The organism is Dyadobacter sp. HNCC25DJ185 (assembly GCF_056895195.1).
In genome coordinates this window covers 1-24,724 of the sequence record NZ_JBXHAR010000001.1, presented here as the reverse complement: position 1 = coordinate 24,724, position 24,724 = coordinate 1, and the positions used below count along the sequence as shown (strand labels likewise).

Here is a 24,724-nt window from a genome sequence, read left to right as displayed (position 1 = left end):
ACCAAAGTTTTATAAATAATTGCATATTTTGACACTTTTTCAAAAAACAAAAGCCCTGTAAATCGTTGATCTGCAGGGCTTTGATTGTTTTTGATAAGCTATCTGGTGCACCTAACGAGTGCGGAACCTTGTGAATAACTAACTGATAATAAGTAAGTTTCAACTGATAGTTAAGGCTACTCTCGATTTACTCATTAGAACTGCAAATCCTTACTTGAAATTAGCTTTTTGGGTGCAGTTTCACAAGTATCTGGCTAAATTATTACTGTATTTAAGCCACTTTTTACGTTGTCTAGCAGCATGCTCCCCACACCTGCGAACTTCGTAGATATTTAGTTTTTGGTCAAAGAAAGTTCAAGCCGAGTTCGCTGCCTCCCTCAGATAGTCACTTTGGTGATCATTCTGGTCGGGCGGACTCGACCAATACATCGAACCCCTTAACGCACAGAGATAGTAATTATAAAATCTCAAAAAGTCAATTCGATATGATAAACCGATACAATGATTTTTGAGATAACATTTTGAGATTGGTGCAAAAAGGTTCCATGGTCGCAGGATCGCAGTTACCGGCCGTGCATCTATTTTTTACGGCGATAATTTATTTAAATAGCAGCGGTGCCATCTGATACAGGCTGCGGCGCCAGGTGAGAAACTCATGCGCCGTGCCCTCGGAAACGTATGAAACCGCATTGTATCCCGCCGATTTAAGCGCAGTAGCCGCATTCCTCACACCGTCGGGTTTCTCTTTGCTGCCAGCACTGAGGAAGACAAGCTTAGGTTTGGTTTTGTCTTTGAGATCCTCGGGGGCATACACGCCTCCGCTGAGCAGTGCATAATAGCCAAAAACGTCCGGTTTATTGACCGTAATCATCCGGGTTTCCATACCTCCCATGGAAAGACCTGCCATGGCGCGTTTGTCCCGGCTGGCTAATGTTTTGAAAGTAGCGTCCACATATGGAATGAGCTCGTCGACCAGTACGGCCTGGAAAGGTTCGATCTTAAATTCCCTGATCTTTCCGAATTTCACCTCGTTGGTCATTCCATACGTCATCACGATGATGAACGGCTCAACTTTGCCATCGGCAATCAGGTTGTCCATAATGAGATTCGCGCGCCCCTGGTTGCTCCATGCCGTTTCGTCCTCTCCCCATCCATGCTGCAAATACAGCACCGGGTAACGTTTGCTTCCCTTGTCATAGCCGGGCGGTGTATACACAAATGCGCGGCGGGAAGTACCTGTGCTTTTGGATGGGAACAATACCTGTTGCACATGGCCGTGGGGTACATTTTTAAGCTGATAAAAGTCCTGATCGTGAGCCGGAATTTCGATACCGCTTTCCCAGCGAACCGAGCCGTAATAGTTCAGTGTACCCGGATCATTAAACGTTCCGCCGTCGACATTCAGGTGATAATAATGAAAGCCTTCATCCAGCGGCCCTTCGGTGGTTCCGGTAAAAAAACCTTCCGCGTCCCTGATGAGTTTGGTTCCTCCCTTTCCGCCCAATCCAAGACTGACCCTCACACTATCAGCCTGCGGCGCCTTAATGCGGAAACGGGCATATCCCTGAGAATTCACCTGAGGATATTCCTGGCCGGGTTGATTGAGCTCCGAAGGTCTGAAATCGTCGTTGACAGCGGGCTTGTCCACCTGTGCCCAGGCGGCACCCATCGTTAGCGAAGCTGTCACAAGTAAGGTTAAACATTGTTTGTTCATGTGTTTTTTAGTCAAATACATGTTGAGAATATATGATTACCAAAGAAAAGACTTCTGCCAGGCAAGTCAGGAAATCGCGTGAGTCAGAACCAGGCCGCCGGAGTACCAGCCATTCCATTACGTCTATTGGCTGCCAGTTTTAAAGTAAGGTCTGATTGCGCTGGGATAATCAGCGAACGCAAGTTCAGGTTCCGGGATTTCAGGATGCCACATTTTCTCCCATTCAAAGCCGTAATACCCTTTATATCCGCCTCCTTCAAGGGCATTGATCGCCTCGGTGAGTGGCGCCTCGCCTTTGCCGATAAATGTGTAGGCCAGTTTGCCGTCGACCAGCCTGCCGTCCTTGATATGGGTGTGCCGGATGTATTTTCACAATTTCGGTCAGCGTCCATTTGGGACAGCCTAACGTGGAAAAGGACAGTTTTTGTTTGTCTTTTTTAATGGGCAGTTCAAGAGCGGTTACTGCGGCCAGCGCCATGCTGCTTTTCAAGAATGTTCTGCGGCTATTCATTCGGATCAACTGGTTTCGGGCTATTTGAGTAGGTCGTACCACTTTAATCAAGCTATTCGACGGGCAAATCTACTTAACAAGGTAAATGCGGGGTTTGCATTTATTTGCTCCGGTTTTGAGAAAGCGTTTTAAAAAGCACGTACAGCTAGCTCGTATGTCGTATACAAAGAAACCCTGATCGATTTTAAAGGCTATCAATAGACTTTTCTGGGCTCGCTTGACCGGGTGACAGTTCCTCTGCCGGTCTCCTTCAAGCACTCGATGGGTCTTACATCTCCTGCAATCTATCCTGATGTACTGCCGGTAATACCGGATTCCCGATGATCAAATAATACGCGCGTATTTCCGTGAAGCCGGGCAAGGCCAGAAAACTTAACTATCATTGCAGCATGGCAGTAGACACAGCAGCAGGTGTAATCAGTCATATTCAAGCAGATTTTGCTCTTGACAGTCAGTACTTGCCTGGCTTAGCAAACTCAGTACAAGACAGGCTATCTAAAAACGAGCTCAGAATGACCGACTTACTCGCAGATGCAGGTTACTCAAATGGCTACAATTATCAGTTTCTGGAACAACAAAATATAGATGCATGGATACCGGTATTCGATATGTCTAAGCCGTCAAAGTTCTTGCTCGCTTAATTTCACAAAACCCTCTATTTTCGATATTCGGCGTATATATCCGTGTTAGCGATCCCAATACCAGCATTCAGATGTTTAGTTAGAACAGCGCAGAGTGCCAGGTCGCTTGGCAGGCCAGAGATTTCACAAATCATTTGAAGATATTGTATGGTGAAGCGCGAAGGCGTCTTTGCATCCGTTCCCAAACCAATTCACACTCAAACCAGCCGTATTCACAATCGCAACAGACATAGTTAACGCAGGTCGCTATTTTTATCCCCAGGTTCATCAGACAGGATCTTTAATCAAAAGGTTATGAAAAAAATTGCCTGGTTATATCTTTTATGGTATTGCTTGATAGGAAGTTATACAAGCGCGCAAAACATCATATTGACTGTTGAATTTGACAATTTTAGTGGCAAAAAGGTCGATCTCCATTATATCAATGCTGCGCAGAAAGAATCTATATTTAATATAGTGGTAGAAAATGGCCGATTTGCAATTCCAGATTCACTTATTTCCGCTCCGCAAGTGGCAACGCTTTCTTTTACGACGGCAAATGATGGTCTGTTGATCCCTGTTTTGCTTGCTCCCGGCTACCAGATTTCTTTGAGAGCTGATGTCCAAGATATGCTGACGTTTTACCAGACATCGGTTTGGCTGGGACGCGGATCGGCAGCCAATGTCTTTTACTTCAAAAATCAAAATAATGGCGACCCGGACGATCCTTATTATGATTATTTCAAAATCATCATTGAATATAACACGTTGTTCGACCGGCTCGACAAACTGATGCAAAACGCCGTGACGATGCTGGATGCGCAAAGTCCAAAAGAAGTAAACGATTATATCAATGCGCATTTTGACCATGCCATTTTAAAGAATATTTCGGATAGCAAATATTTGTCATCCCCATCTTACCGGGCCATGATGGGGCTCTCCTTCTGGTATCTGTTCTACCTTGTGAAGTATGATGCCAAGATCCAGCCAAACACATTACGGCCCAAATACCAGGTTTATCTTGACAAAATAATTGAAGTCTTCACAGGTGAAGTCAGAGATTATATCCTTTACAGGTTTGTAAACCTGAACCTCGTAGCAGCAGAGAATTCATACGAGAAATTTCAGGAGCGGGCGACCTTTACCATGCCTTACCTTAAATTCATCTCTAATAAAGACGATTACAACAAACTGCTCCGGTCGATCACGGAAAAAGAAAACATGCTTTCAGGCCTAAAAAGCGGCGATCCCGCCCCGGCTTTCACATTGCCAGACTTAAAAGGAGTACAGTATGAGTTGGCTAATTTTAAAGGTAAAATCGTGTTGCTTGATTTCTGGGCAAGCTGGTGCGGACCGTGCCGTCAAGAAAACCGTTATATTCAGGAATTGTACCGGAGATATAAAAGAGAGCCACGCGTCGTATTTATAAGCATTGCTGTCCGCGATAAAAAGTCCAATTGGCTCAGGGCGGTGGTGCAGGACAAGCCGGGCTGGCTCCAATTGTTTGACGCAACCGGTCAGGCCGCTGCCAACTATTTCACTAATGCCATTCCCAAGTTTGTGATAATTGATGAAAAAGGGGCTATTGTAGATTTTCAGGCTCCTGCTCCCAGTGATGGCAACCAACTTGAAATTCTTATTGAAAGACTACTCGACAAACGCAGGTAAACCAATTATTTGGTCCATGATCAGAATAAGAAATGCAGTTCTACTAGTCATTTTTCTCATTTTTTGCGCAAACAAAAGCATTGCCCAGCGCATTGCAATTTTTGGAAAGGCGCCGGTGCGTGTAGAAGGGGAAGGATTTACTGTCCCAGAAATGAAGGGGAGAAAATTTCAGGATGACATCGGAGATTGCCCCGCAGAGAAGATAGTGCCCGTTTATCTTGCCGGAAGCTGGATCAGCATCCGCACTACGGATTCTCCTTTCGGAAGTTCATTAAGCATTTCGGAACATAATAAAAGGGGTGATACCCTTTATCTTGAACATTATAAATCACATCGGCTTTATGCCAGAAAATTTTTTACAAAAACGCCTATATCAGGGCAAACACAGATTTTCCATGCCGACACGCTAATAAAGATGGGACTGAAAAGGCAATTGACAGATAGTGACGAAATCGCCTTTTCGCTTTTAAAGGTGAACGATTATTTCTTTGTCGATTTCCTGGATTATAAAACGGATTCACTGGTCAGAAGATATTACATAAAAAGGGTAAAGGTCGCGCCAGCCATAGCTGGGTTTCGACAAGTTGCAGGCGCGGAAAGTGCCGTTGGAAAACCGGTAAAATTGGCAGATAACCAAAGTGAAATATTTTTAAAACCTGACATAAAAGCACGGTTTATGCTTGCAAAGGCTATTTTGCCCGACTCCCTTTTACGTTACGATCTGATTAATCTAAAAACCGGAGATACGCTCCGCTATGCAGGTAGCAATGGAATTGTAATCTATAAACCAGAAGCAGATACGCACTACTCACTGCAGCTTCACTATACTATGCAACCTGAGACTGTGGCTACCTATTTTCTGCAGACCATACCTTATTGGTACCGTTCACCAATATTTTATCTTCTGTTTGGAACGCTCATTTTATTGTTACTATTTATTTTAACAGCTACATACATCTATAAGAAATTGCAATCATCGGAAAGAAAACGTATCGAATCGGAGCAAAATCTGCGTGCTGTGCAATCCCAGCTAAACCCACATTTTGCTTTTAATGCGCTTGGATCGATTCAAGGGCTAATCAATACAAATCACATCACTGAGGCAAATCATTATTTGCGGGAGTTCAGCCTGCTTTTGAGAAAAACGCTCGAAAGAAGTCAGCACGTTTTTAATACATTAGACCGGGACATTGACATACTGAAAACCTATATTGGGCTGGAAGAACTTCGGTTTGATTTCAGCTGGGAGATTACCGTAGCTCCTGGTTTAAACCCGTCAGAAATCGAAATACCTACACTCTTGATGCAACCACTCGTTGAAAATGCGATCAAACATGGGCTTTCTGGTTTGGGTGCTGCGGGAAGGCTTCATATAGCTTGCAGTCTAGGGAAAGAACCGGAAAGCATGATGATCAGCATAAATGATAACGGAAAAGGGTTTGATCAAACCAGTTTCGGCTATGGTCTGAATCTAACCCGTGAACGTATCACCGCGGTGAACAGACTTTATAAAGAGAAAAGCATTGAAATGCTGTTCAATAATAACTCCGGTATGGAGGTAACTTTGGTATTTCACAAATGGGTCGGGGTATGATAAGGGCGATAATTGTTGACGACGAGCAGCATAACATCAGCAATTTGCAAACACTGATCACAACCTACTGTCACAACGTGTTTATAGTAGGCACGGCTGTTAATGCAGATCAGGCCAGAGATTGCATTCTTGGGTTGCGTCCGGACGTCGTCTTTCTGGACATCCACATGCCCGGACAAAATGGTTTTGAATTGCTGAAATCCGTCGGCGAACATGATTTCGAGGTTATTTTTGTAACCGCATACGATTCTTACGGCATCATGGCGATCAAATTTTCTGCCTTGGATTACCTGCTTAAACCCATTAGCATCCCGGAGTTAAAGGCGGCCGTAGAGAAGGCCAAAACGATGGTGAATAGGAAAATGCAAAACTTACGGCTTGAAAATCTGCTCCAGTCACTGGATAAAAACAACCTCGATCTTAACCAAAAACTCGCCTTAACAACCCTGAAGGAAACGTATCTGGTACCTGTAAAGGACATAGTCCGGTGCGAATCGTCAAATAACTATACAACCTTTTTCATGGCCCGTGGTTCTCGCCATGTCATTTCCAGGCCGATTTACGAATACGAAGAGCTTCTTGGCCCATTCGGCTTTCTCCGCTGCCACCGATCTCATCTGGTGAACAAAATCTATATCGACGGTATTCTCAATGAAGGGACCGGCTATGTCATTATCCAGAATGCCAAAATCCCTATCTCCAGACAAAAGAAAAAACAAATTGTATCAGCGTTGACACGCAAACCCTAATTGAAGAAACCCTCTGGTCAACTGATTTTATATTCAAGGTTTGCTTTTTAAGCAGTGACTGTGGTGCCAGGAAAGCTGCTTTTAGAACGTGATCGCGCTTTTGAGAAACATTAATGGACACAAGAGTCGCAAAAAACGCTCTAACGCGAGACACTCGGCCACTTGACTGTTGTACTCAAATCAGTCGCACCGCTCGGACGTTTTTTGAGACTAAGGTGAGATCCTTCAGTCTTTGCAAAAATGAGGAACCGGCAAACGCCTATTCATTTCTCAGTACATTGATTGGATTAACGAGGGCGGCCTTGATGCCTTGCCATGCAATTGTGATAGATACCACTGCTAGCACGGACAAATAAGCGAAAATGAACACCCAAGGGGACAGATCTATCCGATAAGCAAAATCTTTTAACCATTGGCTCAGTAGCCACCACGCAATTGGTGAAGAGATTAGAAAAGCAACAAACATCAGCTTCAATACGTCCGTGGTGAGCAGAGCTACGATACTAGATACTGACGCTCCTAACGCTTTCCGGATACTGATTTCTTTGTTGCGTTGCTCCGTTGTGTAGACCATTAGCCCAAATAGTCCGAGACACGAAATAAGGATTGCAATGCTGGTGGCAATGTTGACAATTTGAGCTGTTTTCCTTTCTTTCTCATACATTTTTGAAATGGCGTCGTCCACGAATGAATAGTCGAAACCCTGGTCAGGATAGCTACTGATCCATTCATTTTTCAAAGTGTTCATTACCTGATCCAAGTTTGAGAATTGCCTTCCTTTCGTAAATAGCTTAATGGCCACGTTTTCCGCTTGCGATAGCATATACCCGATAATTGTCGGCTTGATAGGCTCATGGAATGATTGTTCATGAAAATCGGTAACCACTCCCACTATTGAAACCGGCTTGTTCTGCCATTGAATAGGTTGGTTCACTGCATCGCGCGGATTATTAAAACCTAATTCTTTCGCCAAAGCTGCATTGATGACCACTTCCCGCAACGTGTCTGCCACATTGTAGTTTCTGCCGGCAATCAGCTTCAAACCATACAAATTTAAAAAATTGCCATCGCCTGATTTCGCCATAACATCAATGGTCTTTTCCGTCTGTCCCCGCCATGTAATTTTACCGGTAAACATACTTTCACTCATGGGAGCTGCAAATTGAACAGTAGCCATATCTACTCCTGCCAATTCCTTCACCTTTTGCACAAAAACCTTCGATTTCTGGTTATCACGTACATATATTTCAACGACAGCGTCCGAGGAGAACCCTAAGGCCTTCGTCCGCATAAACATCAATTGTTTGCCAATCAGAAATGAGCAAATGATAAAGGTTACTGCAATTGTAAATTGAAATACAACCAGCCCTTTTCTAATGTATCCATTTTTACCGTTGGGTAAGGATCGTTTCGCTTTCAATGTGATGGCGGGAAGGTAGGAGGACAAAATCATTGAAGGATATACACCAGACAGTAATACGGTTGCCACAATGATCAACACCAGAAAAGCTGGTGCCTTGATATCAACCGGGTTTTTAGTGAAATTGGCGGGGACTAATGACTGGAATGTCGATAAAACAGGCCAAGTAATAATGATGGCCACAAAAAGGGCAAATCCGGCTAGAATTGTTGTCTCAGTCAGAAATTGAAAGACGAGCGATCCTTTGGTGCTTCCTAACACTTTTCGAATACCAACTTCCCTTGCCCGGTTTCCTGCCTGTGCCGTTGCCAGATTAATGAAGTTCACGGCAGCCAGAAGCAAAATAAATATAGCAACTCCAATCAACCCATAAAGCGTAGGTAAATGCGCTTGCTTTGAGTAGGTGTCAAAGTAATCTGCATTAAAATGCAAATCAAATAATGGTTGCAGCTTTGGTTTGAAAACAAATTGATTTTTAAAGTGTTGTTTGGAAAAATTTAAAAATGACGTTGCCAATTGATCAGGCTTCATTCCTTTTACCAACTTCACATAGGCTTGCGAACTCATTGATAAACCGTCCCATGTGTCCAGGTCGATCAATTGTTTGAATGCGCTGGATTTAATAGTAGCAAACGAAATAAAATCGGTGAAAGTAAAATCGGTTGGCCTGTTCCAGTCACGCACAATTCCAGAGACAGTTACCAGAATTGAATCTTGGTAAATAACTTGCCTGCCAAGAACTTGATTGAGAGGGATTTCACCAAAATATTCCTGCGCCCTTGCCCTGGATAGCACTACTTTGTGAGGAGATAACAATGCGGTTTGCGGGTCTCCCGCCAGCCAATCGTATTTGAATATGGAAAAGTATTGCGGCTCTACAAGAATAGTCTTCGCATCCCCAATACCTCTCTTGCGACGCTCAAAACGTTTGGGATCCCCTGTTTTCTGTGGAACCAATACTTTGGTTTCAATCACTTGAAATGCGGCGATCGTTTCAATACCAGGAATTTCTGTTCGCATTGCCTGCGGAACTGGACCTGGAACAAACGCTACGGGGTGTTCTTCCTCAAACGTGCCAATACTCGACTGCCCGACAACGCGGTAGATTCGTTCTTTGTCCGGGTGAAAAGCATCGTAGCTCATTTCGTAGTTGGCGATAAGGTATACGATCAGGCAAGTCGCGATGCCTATCGTCAGCCCGAGCAGGTTAATTCCTGTACTCACTTTGTGTTTCAGAATATTCCTGAACCCGATTTTTAGATAGTTTCGAATCATTGGTCTGAAATTAGCAGATTGATAAGATGCCTTCTTTGAATATTGCCTGCGCCAGAGTCTAGGATGTATCAAAAGAATGATATCCAAAACATAAAGTATTCGCGCCCTTGTATGCCCTAAGCGTTGCGCGCGCCGATGGAACAATTCTTCCAGGTCACCTTGCAATTCTTCTTGGAAGTGATCTGCTACAATTAATTTTAGCAGTCCCGACGCCCACCGGGGCGATTTTGGTGAAATCGGCCGCTGGCTACTCATATCGCATTTGGTTCAAAAGAGCCTTTCGATATCCCTGCCCACATTTCTTCCCGAATCCGACGGGCTTCCAGCAATGCAAACTCACCAATTTTCGATACCCTGAAAAGGCGTTTACGTCTGCCTCCCCGTTCGGCAGTCGCAGGCCCAAATAAAGACTTTACGAGTCCCTTTTCTTCAAGTCTCTGCATAATGCGATGAACTGCACCTAGACTCATTGGGCGATCAAGACGCAAGGTTAACTCTTCCATGACCGGAATATTGTAAGCATCATCGGCTAAGATTGCGATTGCCAGGAGAACAAGTTCTTCAAATTCACCTAATTGAGTGCCTTTCACTATTTTGACGTTTAGGAATATAAAGGTGAATCGGTTATATCATACTCATTTGTATAGGAAATACTTTAAACGAAAAAATGGTTTCAATCATCTATGTCCGAGTTACAAATATTGTCTCACAAAACGCTCGAACGCGAGACACTCGGCCACTTGACTGTCGTGCTCAAAACAGTCGCACCGCTCGGACGTTTTGTGATACAATAGTGACTTTGGAGGTATTTCAAAAAAAAATTCTCGGCACAGTCATCAACGCGTAAATATTTTGATTAAAATGCTTGCAACAGCTTCCTAAAATCAAGATATCAGCATCATTGGACCTCCCTATGCAATGCACTTCCCTTTCAAATGGTCTAAATTCAAACAAACGCTCAAATACTTATCGGCATGGCAGAAGAAAAAACTCTAGAAGTATTAGCCAGAAATACAGGTTGTAATTCCATTCATCACTGACTCAATTGCGCCAAAAAACTTGGAAATGGAATGCTCCCTAAGGGGAAATCAACTCCAACTTGGTATTGCATAAATTCCTGGGAATACTCATGGGTAATATACCGCTTCGCGTCGTACTACAATTCAATTGTCGAGGTCAATTACCAAAGAAAAATACGGACATGATAGTTACTAACCAGTAGGAATTGCACATGTAGATCCTTAACGGCATCCAAACCCCGTCATTTGCCTAATAAAACTATATTAATAAATAGTAAATTTTAGAAAGAATCCTTTAGTTACATAGAAAGTATTTCTATATTTGAACTACAATATCAAACTATACGTAGGGCATACACAAACCAATAAATTTAGGTGCCTTTACGAAATGGAGAATAATTTGCAATCCTAAGAATTTCGACTAACAGACGGAAGTAGATTCAATGGGCTCGATAGATACCAGTATTATTGCCTGTGAGCGAAATCGACATTTTCGTTCTCATAGATGCAAACATAAGTAAAAGTCAACCCCGCGATAAGGAAGTAATACTATTCGATAAAGCAAATTGAATAAGACTCATCGAGAGGTTAAAATGTCCTGGCCAAGCTCGTAAATAATAAGATCAATTGACGCAATATTCGAATCAAGATCATCAGATCAATCAACTATTCGCATATCACTCTAAACTCATAGGTAAAATGAAAAAACTCTATTTCGGAATATCAATTGTCATTGCTTTTTGCCTGTGTATCTTCGCTTGTCGTGAAAGTGACTACTTTACACCATCTGAAAGTTCCACAGACTTCTTAATTGAGAACTCCAAAGCATGGTACGAGTCAAGAATTACCGGAGGGAAAAACCTCCGGGTTGACACAACGGCCAATAATCCAACAACCATTAAACCATTGTGGAATAAAAGTAAAAGGGAGAAATCTGGGAATGACAACCTGTTAATTGTTGAGACAGACTCACTCATACTTTCAAACAAAGATCTATCGGCGCGTCGTGTTTTCATATTTAAAGAACATAACGGTGAAATTGTCGATGGACGAATTGCTGAATTTATAGGTCGGGCCGACTACATCAAATCAAAAAGTGACAAATTGCCTGGCCAATACAGGATGAAAGATATACCAGGTTTCTCTGGTGCGATATTAGGCTATGACGTTAATTATAAGTATTTAGACGGGCGATATTTTAAAAATGGTAAAAAACTGAATGCGGGGGTATTCAAAGGATTTCGCAAATTCATCCCAGAAACAGACAAGCCAAACGGTAGAGTCACTTCTACTCTTCGGGTGCAAGACGAAGGAACATGCACATGGCATACTGTCGTATTGAATGTTTTCTATGATGACGGTTCAATAGACACCTATCCTCTTTACTCGTACTGCAAACCAGACGGAGGTGGCGGGGGATTTGACGCTGATGGTTATATTGATAATCATTTAACTACACCTTGCTTACAAGCAGCTTTTCAGCATATTGTAAATCAAGAATTTCATAATGATGTTCAAGAAATCCTTTACAATTTTAATCAATCAGCGACTCTCAATTTCACGATAGGAGAAGAACGATTAGTACATGAAGGGGACACTGACGGAACAACAACTGGCTTAAATATCACACTAAACAGTTTTGCATTAGAAAATGCATCAAAAGAATTTGTAGCCGCGACCATATACCATGAAGTTCTTCATGCTTTTCTTACTGGGCCCTCGATGAATGATCATGCAACCATGGCATCGTCTTATGTTCAACCCATGAAACAGGCATTAGTCCAAGCATTCCCTGGGCTAAGCGACGACAACGCGTATGCCCTTGCATGGGGCGGTCTTCAAAAACACGGAGGAGTTTGGGGCGCATTATCGGAAGACTATCGCCAGGAGATTATAGATATAAATTCGCAATACAAGAATTTAGGCAATCAGTTTCATCATGCATATGGTAGTCCTTGCCCGTAAAACTATCACGATCTTATTGCTGATAGCTTCTTTTCCTAAACAAGTATACTGTCAAGAATGGCTACCTGAATTCCGAATAACACTTGATAATTACTCAAGTGTTATAACGAAATCCGCGACGCTCAATCAATTCTTAGAATTTAAGACGCCAACAATTGGTAGCAACTGCCAAGTAAAGTTGAATATATTTTACTTTCGGGTAAACAGCAAAGGCATAATCGATAGTTTGTACACCGAAGGTAACCTCGACATTCAGACCATAGATATCGTCAAGAAAAATATAATAGCAACAAATAAACAGTGGCATTTGCCCCCAGCAACCAGGGAAAGTGATAACTGCTGGTTTGTATATCCATTCTTTCTGTTTGGCCGCATGGACGGATGTGGCAGTGAACAACTAAACAATTTTCATCAGTCCGTACTAGTACATAAGCATATGGTCTATACGGGAATGAAATTTGATAGTAAGAACAGATTTATATTAAACCCAAATAGATACGTTCCGCTATCAATAAAGTAGGCAGCCGATGTCAAAAACATAAGAAAATGTGAATGCAAATATTCTCGCTAACTACTCTAAAGAATGCATTAGTATTCATTCTATTTATTACTGAGGTTTTTGTCAGCGAACGCCAAAGAAACGGCTTTCTAGAATATGACAGCCATTTGTGCCTTGCTTTAATCTTGATCATTCTACTTATCGAAGTGGGATCAATAAATAAAGTCTCTTTCTCAATTGGAATTATTAGAATTTCAGCTATACTGCTAGCACTGCTGTTCTACCTATCACTGCAGTCTCTCACAAAAAAATTAAACGCTGACAATCTAATTATTGCCTGGCTGTATTTTGGGCTCTTCACTATACTAGGTATAATAATCCGAAGTGAAAGAAGCCTCAGCAAAATTTTTCTTGTTGCAGTATGCTGTGTGTGCCTATACCTATTGGCCGGGCTTTTCGGAGCTGAAAACAAAAACACATATATTTTTATTCAGTCAGGTGCGGGTTCTAATTATCTCTCATCAGTTTGCCCCTTTATGTTTGCACTGTGCTTTCATCATGATTTTGGTCGGGGCAAGAAATTGTTGTCCCTGCTTTCTATTTTCACACTTATTCTCTGTTGCTATCTTTTAGCGCTTTCACATTCCAGAACAGCTATCACCGCTTCACTAACAGGGATCCTCTTTGTATTAAATTTTCGTTATCATTTTATCGGAGAATTTTTTAACCGCAAAATGCTTGCGATCAAGATATTACTTTTTGTCTCAGCAGCCACGTTAAGCGCTCACTACATCTACATGATAAACCCCAATTCAATACAAGGGCGATTGCTCATATACCGAATAAGCGTAACGATGTTGAGAGCTGAACCATTTTGGGGAATAGGCTTTCAAAAGTTAAAAGATGTATATAACAACTATCAGGCAGATTATATAGCTTCCGAGAATATCTCACTAAGGGTAAAACTATTAGCAGATGACACTTATTATTGCTTCAACGAAATCTTGCAATCGTGGGTAGAGTTAGGAAGTGTTGGCCTTAGCATCGTCTTAGCTTTAGTCTTTTTCATTTTTAAACGAAAAGTTAGTAAAAAGATTAATTCCTCTATGATCTCCGCTGGCGCATACGGATCATTAGTTAGTATCTCAATATGCTCTTTGGCGTCATTCCCCCTGCATATTACTTCCGTGATCATTAATTGCCTGTTCTACATTGCCATTGTAACGAAGCATGATCAAATAAAATATCGGATAAACTTAAACCTCACAGCCAAACAATATAGTGTTATATTGTTATCATTCACCACATTAACAGTAGGCCTTAGCCTGAACGAGTACAATAAAATGAGAAGTCTGCACAAATGGAAAAAGGCAGCCCTACTCGCAATTAACGGGGATTTCAAAAGCGCCGTCCCCATATATGAAAAAATATATCCATCACTTCGCAATAACGGGAATTTTCTCTTCAACTACGGTTCAGAGCTACTAATAGATGGAGATTGCAAAAAAAGCCTACCTATTTTACTAAGGGCAACAAAAATGATATCTCACACTAGCTTATATATATATCTGGGAAATAACTATTTGAGCTTAAATGACTTTGTAAAAGCAGATAGTTGTTATAAACATTCCGCGAATATGGTACCGTCCAAACTACTGCCAAAATTTCTATTATTCAAATCTTACAAAACACAGGGAAAGGTCCAAGATGCAATAGATTTGGGGCGTAAGATATGTTCGTTCCCCGTAAAAATCCCATCCCGGGATGCTGCACATATTAAGAAACTAGTGTGCGAGGAAGTACAAAATCTACCCTGATAATAAAAGTTACAATATTCATGAATGCATGAAATCTTTAACAAACACCGTATGCATTTTCTAGTTATTCTGTTGACCTTATTATTACTCACGAATTGTGATCATCCTAAGGATCTACCGACTGGAGTCATCATATCTCTTGAAATGGCTGGTACAAATGAAAATGAATTAAGGAAAGTCCTGAAAAAATATAGCTATCACAAGGAAGATAGTTTGAAGTTTCGCGCAGCTTGCTATTTAATCCATAATATGAAGAGGCATTATTCCTCAGTAAACATTGTCGCCATAGCACCTAAAATTCATTCCACGTTTACAGTTCTGGATTCAATTGCAAAAATCAATATTAAAACAGGTACCATTGATTCAAGTAAAATTACCAAATTATTATTTCGGAGACGAGAAATAATAAAGAAAAATATTGATAAAAGTAACAATAACTCCAAGGCTATTGTTGGTAAGTTCTACGATTTAACCCATGTTAATTCCGCATGGTTAATAAGCCATATTGAAAATGCATTTTATGTTTGGAGAACCAACAGCTTCGCGAAGAATTTGTCTTATGATGAGTTTGAAGAGGTTATTCTTCCATATAGATACCGGACCGAGGAACTTCACGTCGAAAGCAAATCTTTTCAAAGACGCCTCTCACCTATTGTCATGTGTGGCGCAAAGGAAGATTTAGCAAGCATAGTTGATCAGTTCAATAAGTATATAACTTTACTGGGAATAATAAAAAAGGACGAAGAAAATCTTGGCGAGCTTGGATTTTACAATGTTCTTCAGTTTGAAAAATTTGAGTGTAGTAGGCACTCCGAATGGGCTGTTAAGGCCCTAAATTCTAGTGGAATACCTGCCGCCTATGATTTTACGCCATCATGGCTAAACAGGGATAGGCACCACTTTTGGGTAGCGGTCAAAGATAAGAATGGGAAATATTATCCCTTCACACCGGGTTGGCAGTCTCTTAACGACACAATGTATTTCAACGAAGCATCAAAAGTATATCGAAGAACTTTTGCCCCCCAAAATACTCCTAAGACAATCCGTCTCTGGGAAGAAGATATTCCAGAAGTATTTAATGATGAATTTATCAAAGATGTGTCTGATCAGTATCACAGGGTGAAGGATATCGAGATTCCGATCGACACCATACAATATCGAAAACGCAGGCTCGGCTATCTTGCAATTTTCTCACCAAATGGATGGAAACCGGTTGGTTGGGGGAGCGTCAACAAGAAGTCGCAAAAAATTGATTTTAAGAACGTTCCAACTAATATTATCTATATTTCTGGAATTTATAAAAAAGGGAAACTATTGCCAACTGGAAGCCCGTTTTTTGTAGCGGAAGATGGAACAGTGGCGCCGATATACGCTGACCATGGAAGAAAAATAAGACTTGTGTTACGTCGAAAATTTCATGAAAAAACACCCTTGATTGAAAAGATGCTGGAATTGGAAGGAACGGTTATTCAAGGTAGTAATAACGAATCATTTTCGGAGGCTGTCACGCTGTACACGGTAAATGCAGCTACTCTTTCTAACATGCGCGTTAACGAAATAAAACTACCAAATAAAAGGCCTTTTCGTTATGTAAGATTTTTACCAGTAAGTGGAAAGACTTTAAATATTGCCCATTTAGCAATTTTAGGAAGAAAGAGAGGAAATGACAAAACAATGCGAGCAATTCTCACAAACCGAAACAGTTCTAAAACACCTGAAAGTAATGCACTAGACGATAATTTTTATGTTAGTCCATTGATAGATTCCGTTAATTACGAAAAGTTGTTTGATCAAAACATGGAGACCTTTATTACACAAGACGCTATAAGCCTGGATCTTTCATGCCAGATTGTAGTCAATGAATTTCACATTGCTGCACGCAATTCTAACAACGCGATTACTGTGGGCGACAAGTATGAACTATTCTATTTCGATGATGGCTGGAAGTCGGCTGGCAATCGAATTGCGACTGGCCCTAGTTTGGTCTTCGAGAAAATTCCTTCCAATACTATATATTGGCTTAGAAACTTAAGTCAGGGAAAGGAGGAGCAGGCGTTTATGTATAAGGATGGTCACCAAGTTTTTATCAATGAGGATAATTACCTAAAGGATAAATGGTATTCCTTTGGAGCTTTATTTAATTCGGCAATCATTAGGAACTATTGAAAGAGGTATTTGATAACTTGATGCGAACAGATCTCTTTAAAATGCCTATAATTTTCCTGTATTTGATTTAGCTGCGCAAAGGTTTCTCTCATGCTTTCCTGATAAACACACTACTTCCCTCTCTGTGTAATGAAATATTCTCAGCAAACATCTCTCGTTTCATTTCACTCATATGTCGACCCATTCAACTATGACATCAATATTCTTATGCATTAGTTTATCATAAGTGTTTAGTTGGATGAGCAAACCACTTACGTTAACTGAGATGGCTCCCAAAAGCGGTACACTTTTTTGCATAATCTTTGCAAAAAATGAAGGAGCAAAAAAACTCAAAACAACGTCGAAGTTACGAGCCTGAGTTCAAAGGCGAGATTCTCAAAATGCTAGTTTCGGGCCGAAAAGTCAGGGAAGTTTCTCAGACGTTTGGAATTGCTGAGAATCTGCTGTATCGTTGGAAAACCGTAGCGATGATGAAGACAAAGACGACTTCGAATAAAACCAAAGACTCCGAAAGTAGCTCAAAGTTGGTTGCTGAGAATGCCAAATTAAAAGCGGAAATCGAGCGCTTAAAGACTGATCGGGAAATCTTAAAAAAAGCCGCCGGGCGGCCCCGATTGGGTCTCTTGAGTACGTCCAACTAAGAGATGTCTATAACTTAGTATTCTCACTGTCTAAGAATCACAAAGTGAGTTACTTATGCACCCTTTTCGATATTAGCAGAACAGCATATTATCGATTTAAGCGGGGTAAAAGTTATAATGCGGACAAAAAGTATAGTCGCCCGAAGCATGAGATTCGGATTGAATTTATACGCAATATGAAGCGATACGGTAGCCGTCGGATCAAGAAATCCCTGGAGCAAAATGGAACACGAATTGGTCGTCGGAAAGTCGCTGAGATTATGCGAAAAGAAGGGTTGAGAGCCATTCAGCCCAGAAAATTTATTCCTAGAACGACTGATAGCAAGCATGGGCAGCGTGTTTGTGACAATCTCTTACTTAACCAACCAAAACCAGGAGCTCCCAACCAGGTTTGGGTGTCAGATATTACATATATGCCACTAAAAGAAGGGAAATGGGCCTATTTGTGCACTTGGATGGATTTGTACTCACGAAGAATTGTTGGCTGGGAGTTATCCGATAATATGCATGAACCGTTGGTCAGAAAACCATTAGAAAAGGCACTTTTAAAAAGAAGAATAAAGTCGGGATTGATCATTCACTCTGATCGAGGTGGCCAATATCTGTCAAATAATATGAAGGACCTGGTTACCACCTTCACGATAGAACAAAGTATGTCACGGAGTGGTGACCCGTACGACAATGCCTGTGCAGAATCTTTGTGGAGTCGGATAAAAGCAGAGCTGGAAATACCAAAAGGCGGTTACGAAAGTCTCGAAATGCTAAAAAGCATACTATTTGAATATATTGAAGGGTATTATAATTGTCGACGTCTACATTCAGGACTGAATTATCTAAATCCAATAGCTTTTGAAAATAGTTATTATCAAAAACTTGCGTGAAAATCTTGAACCAAAACCAATTTATCAACCCGCAAAGAGTGTAAACCAAAATGGAACCACGTCAAACTTCACAGTGGCCACACACCGTAAACCAGTCGCGCCGATCAGGTGGTTTTTTAGAGCCAAAATCTAAGAGCGGTCAAATGGTGCCGGAGACGACCTTGTCAGAGAAATATTTTGTGGGTAACTGACTTATTCATTATTTCAAAATGATACTCAACGATATGCGAAAAGTTATATTCTTGTCGATACTGTTTATCCTTACCGATATCGTCATGGGGTGGATACCGATATATTTTATGAATCCGGCTCGCGAATCGGTGTTGCTAACGTTCAATTCAATAATCGAAGGTATCATTTTCCGTTTACTCTTTGCTTTTTGGTATTGGGTGTTTGCATACCTAGTATGGATATTTGTCAATGTAGCTGTCTCGTTGACATTTTCTCGATCTGTATTCAGGTCTATAGGCGTCAGCGTATTCATACCAATTGTTGTTATATGGAATATCGGAGAATTCAATCCTGTTGTTTTTTGGTACTGTCTACTTAGTGCCTTTTTTGGTTTTTGTTTTCACTGGTTCGTCGGTGACAACCCCCACTCCATTCGAGAAAGAACGCTTCACTAAATATTGGATTCTCAGAAAACCCTCCAATCCTGATGCTGTATAGTTTGCCTTTGTTAGCAATGAATTGGGTTGGGGACGTTTTGTGCGACGGGCACTATGAGATTTCTTCGCCCAGGAACTGACGATACTGGCGCAGATATCGCTATTACCGTTGGTTGGACAAATGTTTCGCTGACCTCCCGTAATATAAGTAAATCAGCGTTCCCAGAAATGGGAGGAAAAGAATTACAATCAACCAAAGTAATTTTGGGATTGCGGGTAGATCTTTATTAGAAAATAGATCGACGACCGCCCATATCACAACTGAGTAAAATAGTATTGCAATCGAAATCAGAAAAAGCTCCTGATTTCCTAGTCCAAACAATGAGGTCAATATGGCCATACGAATCAATAATTAGTTGGATAACAGTATAAATATAAAGATAGAATAAGATATACCCCATAAGATCCTCAGTAGCAACAAAATTGTAATACCAAAACCTGCACCGTAGCCAGCTGTGGCCAATACTGCCGTGGTTGCCGCAACGATCACAGGCAGACGAAAACCAACACGACTGAAAACGCGCAGAATAAGTGGGTTAAGCAGGATCCGTGTAAAGCGGTTGATAGATAAAATGGTACCTATCCATATGATTGGAGCCAGGATACTTAGGGCATTTTCCGGCAGAAAAGAATACAGACAATAGCTCGATAGGTAAAATGACGGGCATAGATAAATAGTCATCAAGATGACTAACAAAACCAGCCATTCGTGCAAAATTAACCTGAATGCTCCTGCAAAAGCTTTCTATAGCGGTCCAGCACCCTTGATTTGGAAATAAAGCCTACGAACTCTCCGCTGGTTTTAATTACTGGCAAATTCCATAGACCCGCTTCATCAAATTTTTTCGCGACATCAACGACCGAATCCGACTCCTTAATAAATTTTCCGACAGGTTTCATGAGCCTTTTTATATCTGAGCATTTATCCAGATCGTCACCAAACAAGATGGGCCTGATGTCATCAAGATTGATGGTACCTGTCATTGTCAATTTGTCATTCAGAACTGCGATCAAATTTCTCCTCCCATTTTTCAAGACTTCCCTCAGATCATCAATCGACGCATTTTCATTGATGACCTGACTTCTTTCATCCACCAGGTCGGAGGTGTGGAGCAGCGATAACAAATTTTTGTCGTGCTCACGGGTAAAGATCTGGCCCTCTTTAACCAGTTTCTCCATCTCGGGAGAAGTTGGCGAAAACCATTTGGCCATCAAAAAAGAAATGACAGCAACAATCATCAAAGGGATAAACAGGTCATATCCCGAACTGGATTCTGCGATCAGGAAAATAGCCGTGAGAGGAGCATAGAGCACGCCACTCATAACGCCCGCCATACCCACAAGGATCAGGTTGGTCATGGGCACATCCGTTATCCCGGCGCTCATACAAAGCAGCGCAAATACATAACCCAGCGACCCTCCGGCAAAAAGTGACGGAGCAAAGTTTCCTCCATTCCCACCACTCTGGATGGTAATTGATGTCGCGAATGCTTTAAGCAGGCAAATAACCCCGACAAATAGTATCACAACCCACTCCTTATAACCGATGTAGCGGAAAAAACTATTGCCGATTACTTTCTGAATTTCCCCATTTGTAAAGGATTTGATCGTATCGTAACCTTCCCCGAATAATGGAGGATACAACACACAAAGCAAGGATAATATCGCCCCGCCCAGCATCGCTTTCTGAACCCTCGACATTTTTAGCGAGTGAAAAAACCCTTCTATATATCGTGTAATCAGCAGAAAATACCTCGCATAAAGGCCGCAAATGATCCCAAGAAACAAGTAGTAAGGAAGATTATGATAGTCAAATGCTCCCCGTGAACGAAAAAGGAACAGCACCTCCTCTTTCAGCAATATACGGGATATCAAACTCCCGCATACCGCAGCGACAACAAGGGGAATAAAATCGGAAAAGACAACTCCGGTAAGCAGAATTTCTATAGCGAACATGACACCCGCAATCGGCGCGTTGAAGGCTGCTGCGATCCCTGCTGTCGCTCCCGCAGCAAGTAGCAACGTCCGCTCTTTATAGTCGAGCTTGTAGGTCCGGGCAAAATTGGACCCAATGGCGGCACCCGTGACGGCGATGGGGCTTTCCAGCCCGGCAGAACCTCCCAGGCCGACGGTAGTCGCGCTCTGGACGATCTGTGAATACATTTTCACGGGCGAAACCTTGCTGGCATTCTGGGCAATCTCATGCAAGATCATCGGAATCCCCTTTTTGTCCTGGCCATTAAATATGTATTTCACAATAATTGTTGTGATCACAATTCCCGAAAATGGGAAGATAAGATAGAAGAATATCTGTTGCTCGAAGTGGACTTTCGCAGTGATCACGAAGTGGATATAGTGAACCAGGGATTTTAATATTACACCGGCAAAGCCAGCCGTGCCTCCTACCAATATCCCCGAAAGGATTAGAAACTGGCTTCTCGTCAGAATGCTTTTAAGCCAGAATATAACAATCTCGTAGCTTTTGAATTTACCAATGCTGTAACGCGTAAAATTGCGCCTGAACCTAAGGAAGCTATGGTATTTTTTTATGCTGCTATTTCTCACACCCTATTTCTTTGACACCCAAATTAACACATTTTCGAAGGCACAGCCTTGGAAAATGTGTTAATTTGGGTTTTATTCCACTGCGATTTGATAGTGGGGATCTTCCATAATATTTACTTCAATAACAGACGACGCATTTTTGAGCAATAGCCTGCAATCGTCACTTAAATGCCGCAGATGCAATTTCTTGCCTTCCTTCGCATAGCGTTCGGTAAGCTTGTTCAGTGCCTCAATGCCTGACATATCGGCTATCCGGCTGTCCTTGAAATCGATGACCACCTGCTCGGGATCAGAGGCGGGATCAAATTTTTCTCCAAAGGCCGTCACAGAACCGAAAAACAAGGGGCCGTACATCTCGTAATGCTTTGTTCCGGAGGCGTCCACATATTTTCTTGCCCTGATTCGCTTCGCACTTTCCCATGCGAAAACCAGCGCAGAAATGACCACACCGATCAGCACTGCCAAAGCAAGATTATGAAGCAGGATCGTGATCGCGGCAACCAGCATACCTACAAAAATATCTTGTTTAGGCATCTTGTTAATGATCCTAAAACTAGCCCATTCGAACGTACCGATGGCAACCATGATCATCACGCCGGTCAACGCGGCCATGGGCACTCTTTCGATGACAGGCGCACCAAACAGGATTATAAGTAGGATTGTCAAAGAGGCAATAATCCCGGAAAGTCTGGCTCTTGCGCCTGCCGAGAGGTTCACTAATGTCTGGGCGATCATGGGACAGCCACCCATACCAAAAAAGAACCCATTGATGATATTTGCACTTCCCTGGGCCATGCATTCCCTGTTTCCGTTCCCCCGCGTACCCGTGATCTCGTCGACCAGATTGAGCGTCAGCAATCCTTCTGTGAGACCAACTCCCGCCATGATGATCGAATAAGGGAAAATAATGATCAACGTATCCAGGTTAAAAGGCACTGCCGGGATATGAAAAGGGGGAAATCCGCCGCTGACAGAGGCAATATCCTTCACCGTTTTGGTGTCGATTTGAAAAAACAACACAATGAGAAAAACAATGATAATCGCAACAAGGGAAGGAGGCACGGACTTTGTAATCCGGGGCAACAGCAAGATAATGGCGATCGTAAGGGCCACCAGTCCGCCCATGATCCATAACGGAACCCCCGAAAGCCAGGTCGACTGACCATCCACGACCGTTTGAAATTGCGAGAGTTGGGCCATGAAAATAATTACAGCCAGACCATTGACAAAACCGTACATGACGGGCTGCGGTACCAGGCGGATAAACTTTCCCAGTTTAAATACGCCAACAAGGATCTGCACGATACCCGCCCCGGCGACAGCAGCGAAAACATAATCAATACCGTGAGATTTCATCAGGGCGATCAGCACAACCACCGTAGCACCTGCCCCACCGGAGATAAGCCCGGGCCTTCCCCCGAAAACGGACGTAACCAGTCCCATGATAAATGCCGCATAAAGGCCAACAAGGGGAGGAAATCCTGCGAGAATAGCAAATGAAAGCGATTCTGGCATCATCGTCATCGCGACGGTCAGCCCGGCCAGAATTTCGGCTTTGTAATCTACTTTCTGTGAGAAGTTAAAAAAATGAAGGTAAGAAGTATTCAGTTGCATCTTCAAATTTACCCGATCGCCTTTTCTTAACCCCATTCTTCCGCATATTTCTCACCAAATTTAGTAACACTGTTCATAGCATCTCTACCATCTTTTTCTGTTGCTGATGATCTTTCAGAGCGTCGAAAGCAGGTTTTGGAGGAGGATGTTTGCTATTATATTGAGACAGGCCATCAATCCAACGCCAATATCCCCTACCGTCCAGGCCAATTCCGCGGTTTTGATAGAACCGTAAAACGAAGCCGGAATGATCAGTCCTAGCAAAGCCCATAATAGAACCCAACTTTTGAAAAAGGAAAAGCCCGAACGATTACGATGGAACATTGGAGCTCGTCACGAATGGGTTTTTGAAATTTTGTATCTTACGAAAATTTCCCCCCCCCCCCACACACGAATGAAAACATCCCTCGCTCACCTCCCACAAAACAAGCAAGACGAGTTAAAAGAGCTCACACAAATTATCACCGAGAAGGTTCCCGCGGAAATGATCATTCTATTCGGGAGCTACGCGCGCGGTGACTGGGTCGAAGACTACCAGGAGAAATACGAGTATGTCAGCGATTTTGACATTCTGATCGTCACCAAAGACAAAAATTCGGCAAAGCAAGTCAGCAAATCGCGTGAGCTCGAGGAGGAGCTCATGTCCGATGATGAAATCACTAGAACAAGCATCATCTACCACAGTATTGGTTTTGTGAACGATAAGATCGAGCGCAATTACTACTTCTTTGTGGATATTTTGAAAGAAGGAATTATGCTTTTTGATTCCGGGAAATTCGCCTTGTCCGAACCAAAAAACCTTAATCCGGCGCAAAGAGTCAAAAAAGCGAAAGAACAATTTGAGCATTGGTTTGAAAATGCAAACGTTTTTTTTGAAGCTTTTGAAATTTTCTTTCACAAAGGAGAGAATAACAAAGCTTATTTTAGTAATGCAGCCTTTCAGCTTCATCAAGCCACAGAAAGATACTATGCCGCTATTCTATTAGTTTTTACTGACTACAAGCCAAAAATTCATGACATCGAGATATTGGGAAGCCAGGTAGCGAAGCAACATGTAGAGTTTGGGACTATTTTCCCAATGTCGAACGAGGAAGAAAAGCGTTTATTTATGCTTCTCAAAAAGGCGTATATCGATGCGAGGTATAATATTAATTACACGATTGAGAAGGCGGAGTTGGAGTATCTGGGGAGTCGGGTGGCGTTGTTGAGGGATTTGACGGAGCGGATTTGTCGGGAGCGAATTGCGGGGTTTGCAGAATGAATAGCAATTTGAACATACAAAACTTAAATGAATTGGGGGAATTCACCCACGTCCATGAAAGTCGTTTAAATAGAAAC

Annotated in this window: 19 protein-coding genes; 10 read left to right on the top strand and 9 right to left on the bottom strand. The window is 42.2% G+C overall.

From position 1 onward, the window contains the following. Positions 1-598 precede the first annotated feature (598 nt). The 3 genes from AC1XUF_RS00095 to AC1XUF_RS00085 all read right to left on the bottom strand — a co-directional run bounded on the left by AC1XUF_RS00095 (position 599) and on the right by AC1XUF_RS00085 (position 2,225). Positions 599-1,669 carry an alpha/beta hydrolase-fold protein gene (locus tag AC1XUF_RS00095; RefSeq protein WP_483340628.1) on the bottom strand — a complete coding sequence of 357 codons (1,071 nt, stop codon included), beginning with the start codon at positions 1,667-1,669 and terminating at the stop codon, positions 599-601. 128 nt (positions 1,670-1,797) lie between these two features. Further along, a complete protein-coding gene (locus AC1XUF_RS00090; protein ID WP_483339504.1) occupies positions 1,798-1,980 on the bottom strand; it encodes a hypothetical protein in 183 nt (60 codons plus the stop codon). Further along, complete coding sequence (locus AC1XUF_RS00085) at positions 1,971-2,225, bottom strand: twin-arginine translocation signal domain-containing protein (RefSeq protein WP_483339503.1); 255 nt, start codon at positions 2,223-2,225, stop codon at positions 1,971-1,973. Before AC1XUF_RS00085 ends, AC1XUF_RS00090 begins: the two co-directional genes overlap by 10 nt. A 389-nt stretch (positions 2,226-2,614) precedes the next feature. Between AC1XUF_RS00085 and AC1XUF_RS00080 the strand changes: the two genes are divergently transcribed. From AC1XUF_RS00080 to AC1XUF_RS00065, 4 genes are all read left to right on the top strand, one after another. Continuing rightward, on the top strand, positions 2,615-2,866 hold the full coding sequence (locus tag AC1XUF_RS00080) for a hypothetical protein (protein WP_483339502.1): 252 nt from the start codon (positions 2,615-2,617) through the stop codon (positions 2,864-2,866). A 294-nt stretch (positions 2,867-3,160) separates the two neighbouring features. Further along, on the top strand, positions 3,161-4,513 hold the full coding sequence (locus AC1XUF_RS00075) for a TlpA family protein disulfide reductase (RefSeq protein ID WP_483339501.1): 1,353 nt from the start codon (positions 3,161-3,163) through the stop codon (positions 4,511-4,513). Positions 4,514-4,529: 16 nt separating this feature from the next. Then, positions 4,530-6,107, top strand: a complete 1,578-nt coding sequence (locus AC1XUF_RS00070) for a sensor histidine kinase (RefSeq protein ID WP_483339500.1) — start codon at positions 4,530-4,532, stop codon at positions 6,105-6,107. Then, positions 6,104-6,856, top strand: coding sequence for a LytR/AlgR family response regulator transcription factor (locus AC1XUF_RS00065; protein WP_483339499.1), 753 nt, complete (start codon positions 6,104-6,106; stop codon positions 6,854-6,856). The genes AC1XUF_RS00070 and AC1XUF_RS00065 overlap by 4 nt, the downstream gene beginning before the upstream one ends. 259 nt (positions 6,857-7,115) lie before the next feature. Here AC1XUF_RS00065 and AC1XUF_RS00060 read toward each other — a convergent pair whose 3' ends face one another. Next, on the bottom strand, positions 7,116-9,806 hold the full coding sequence (locus tag AC1XUF_RS00060; RefSeq protein WP_483339498.1) for an ABC transporter permease: 2,691 nt from the start codon (positions 9,804-9,806) through the stop codon (positions 7,116-7,118). After that, positions 9,803-10,141 carry a PadR family transcriptional regulator gene (locus AC1XUF_RS00055; RefSeq protein WP_483339497.1) on the bottom strand — a complete coding sequence of 113 codons (339 nt, stop codon included), beginning with the start codon at positions 10,139-10,141 and terminating at the stop codon, positions 9,803-9,805. Before AC1XUF_RS00055 ends, AC1XUF_RS00060 begins: the two co-directional genes overlap by 4 nt. A 1,128-nt stretch (positions 10,142-11,269) precedes the next feature. Between AC1XUF_RS00055 and AC1XUF_RS00050 the strand changes: the two genes are divergently transcribed. From AC1XUF_RS00050 to AC1XUF_RS00030, 5 genes are all read left to right on the top strand, one after another. Beyond that, the gene (locus AC1XUF_RS00050; RefSeq protein WP_483339496.1) at positions 11,270-12,535 is read left to right on the top strand and encodes a hypothetical protein; all 1,266 of its coding nucleotides are present in this window, start codon (positions 11,270-11,272) and stop codon (positions 12,533-12,535) included. Positions 12,536-13,087: 552 nt separating this feature from the next. Beyond that, complete coding sequence (locus AC1XUF_RS00045; protein WP_483339495.1) at positions 13,088-14,851, top strand: O-antigen ligase family protein; 1,764 nt, start codon at positions 13,088-13,090, stop codon at positions 14,849-14,851. Between the two features lie 51 nt (positions 14,852-14,902). Then, on the top strand, positions 14,903-17,017 hold the full coding sequence (locus tag AC1XUF_RS00040; RefSeq protein ID WP_483339494.1) for a hypothetical protein: 2,115 nt from the start codon (positions 14,903-14,905) through the stop codon (positions 17,015-17,017). Between the two features lie 311 nt (positions 17,018-17,328). After that, positions 17,329-17,658, top strand: a complete 330-nt coding sequence (locus AC1XUF_RS00035; protein WP_483339492.1) for a transposase — start codon at positions 17,329-17,331, stop codon at positions 17,656-17,658. A 44-nt stretch (positions 17,659-17,702) separates the two neighbouring features. Further along, on the top strand, positions 17,703-18,539 hold the full coding sequence (locus AC1XUF_RS00030; RefSeq protein WP_483339491.1) for an IS3 family transposase: 837 nt from the start codon (positions 17,703-17,705) through the stop codon (positions 18,537-18,539). A 771-nt stretch (positions 18,540-19,310) separates the two neighbouring features. Here AC1XUF_RS00030 and AC1XUF_RS00025 read toward each other — a convergent pair. From AC1XUF_RS00025 to AC1XUF_RS00010, 4 genes are all read right to left on the bottom strand, one after another. Then, positions 19,311-19,547 (bottom strand): PLD nuclease N-terminal domain-containing protein, encoded by a 237-nt coding sequence (locus tag AC1XUF_RS00025; protein WP_483339490.1) that lies wholly within the window; start codon positions 19,545-19,547, stop codon positions 19,311-19,313. A gap of 377 nt (positions 19,548-19,924) precedes the next feature. Further along, positions 19,925-21,772, bottom strand: coding sequence for a chloride channel protein (locus AC1XUF_RS00020; RefSeq protein WP_483339489.1), 1,848 nt, complete (start codon positions 21,770-21,772; stop codon positions 19,925-19,927). Between the two features lie 72 nt (positions 21,773-21,844). Further along, positions 21,845-23,386: a SulP family inorganic anion transporter gene (locus AC1XUF_RS00015; RefSeq protein ID WP_483339488.1), complete on the bottom strand. Its 1,542-nt coding sequence runs from the start codon at positions 23,384-23,386 to the stop codon at positions 21,845-21,847. 114 nt (positions 23,387-23,500) lie between these two features. Beyond that, positions 23,501-23,710, bottom strand: coding sequence for an alanine:cation symporter family protein (locus tag AC1XUF_RS00010; protein ID WP_483339487.1), 210 nt, complete (start codon positions 23,708-23,710; stop codon positions 23,501-23,503). 70 nt (positions 23,711-23,780) lie between these two features. On the opposite strand from AC1XUF_RS00010, the gene AC1XUF_RS00005 reads away from it, so the two are divergent. Beyond that, positions 23,781-24,647, top strand: a complete 867-nt coding sequence (locus AC1XUF_RS00005) for a HEPN domain-containing protein (RefSeq protein ID WP_483339486.1) — start codon at positions 23,781-23,783, stop codon at positions 24,645-24,647. Positions 24,648-24,724 lie beyond the last annotated feature (77 nt).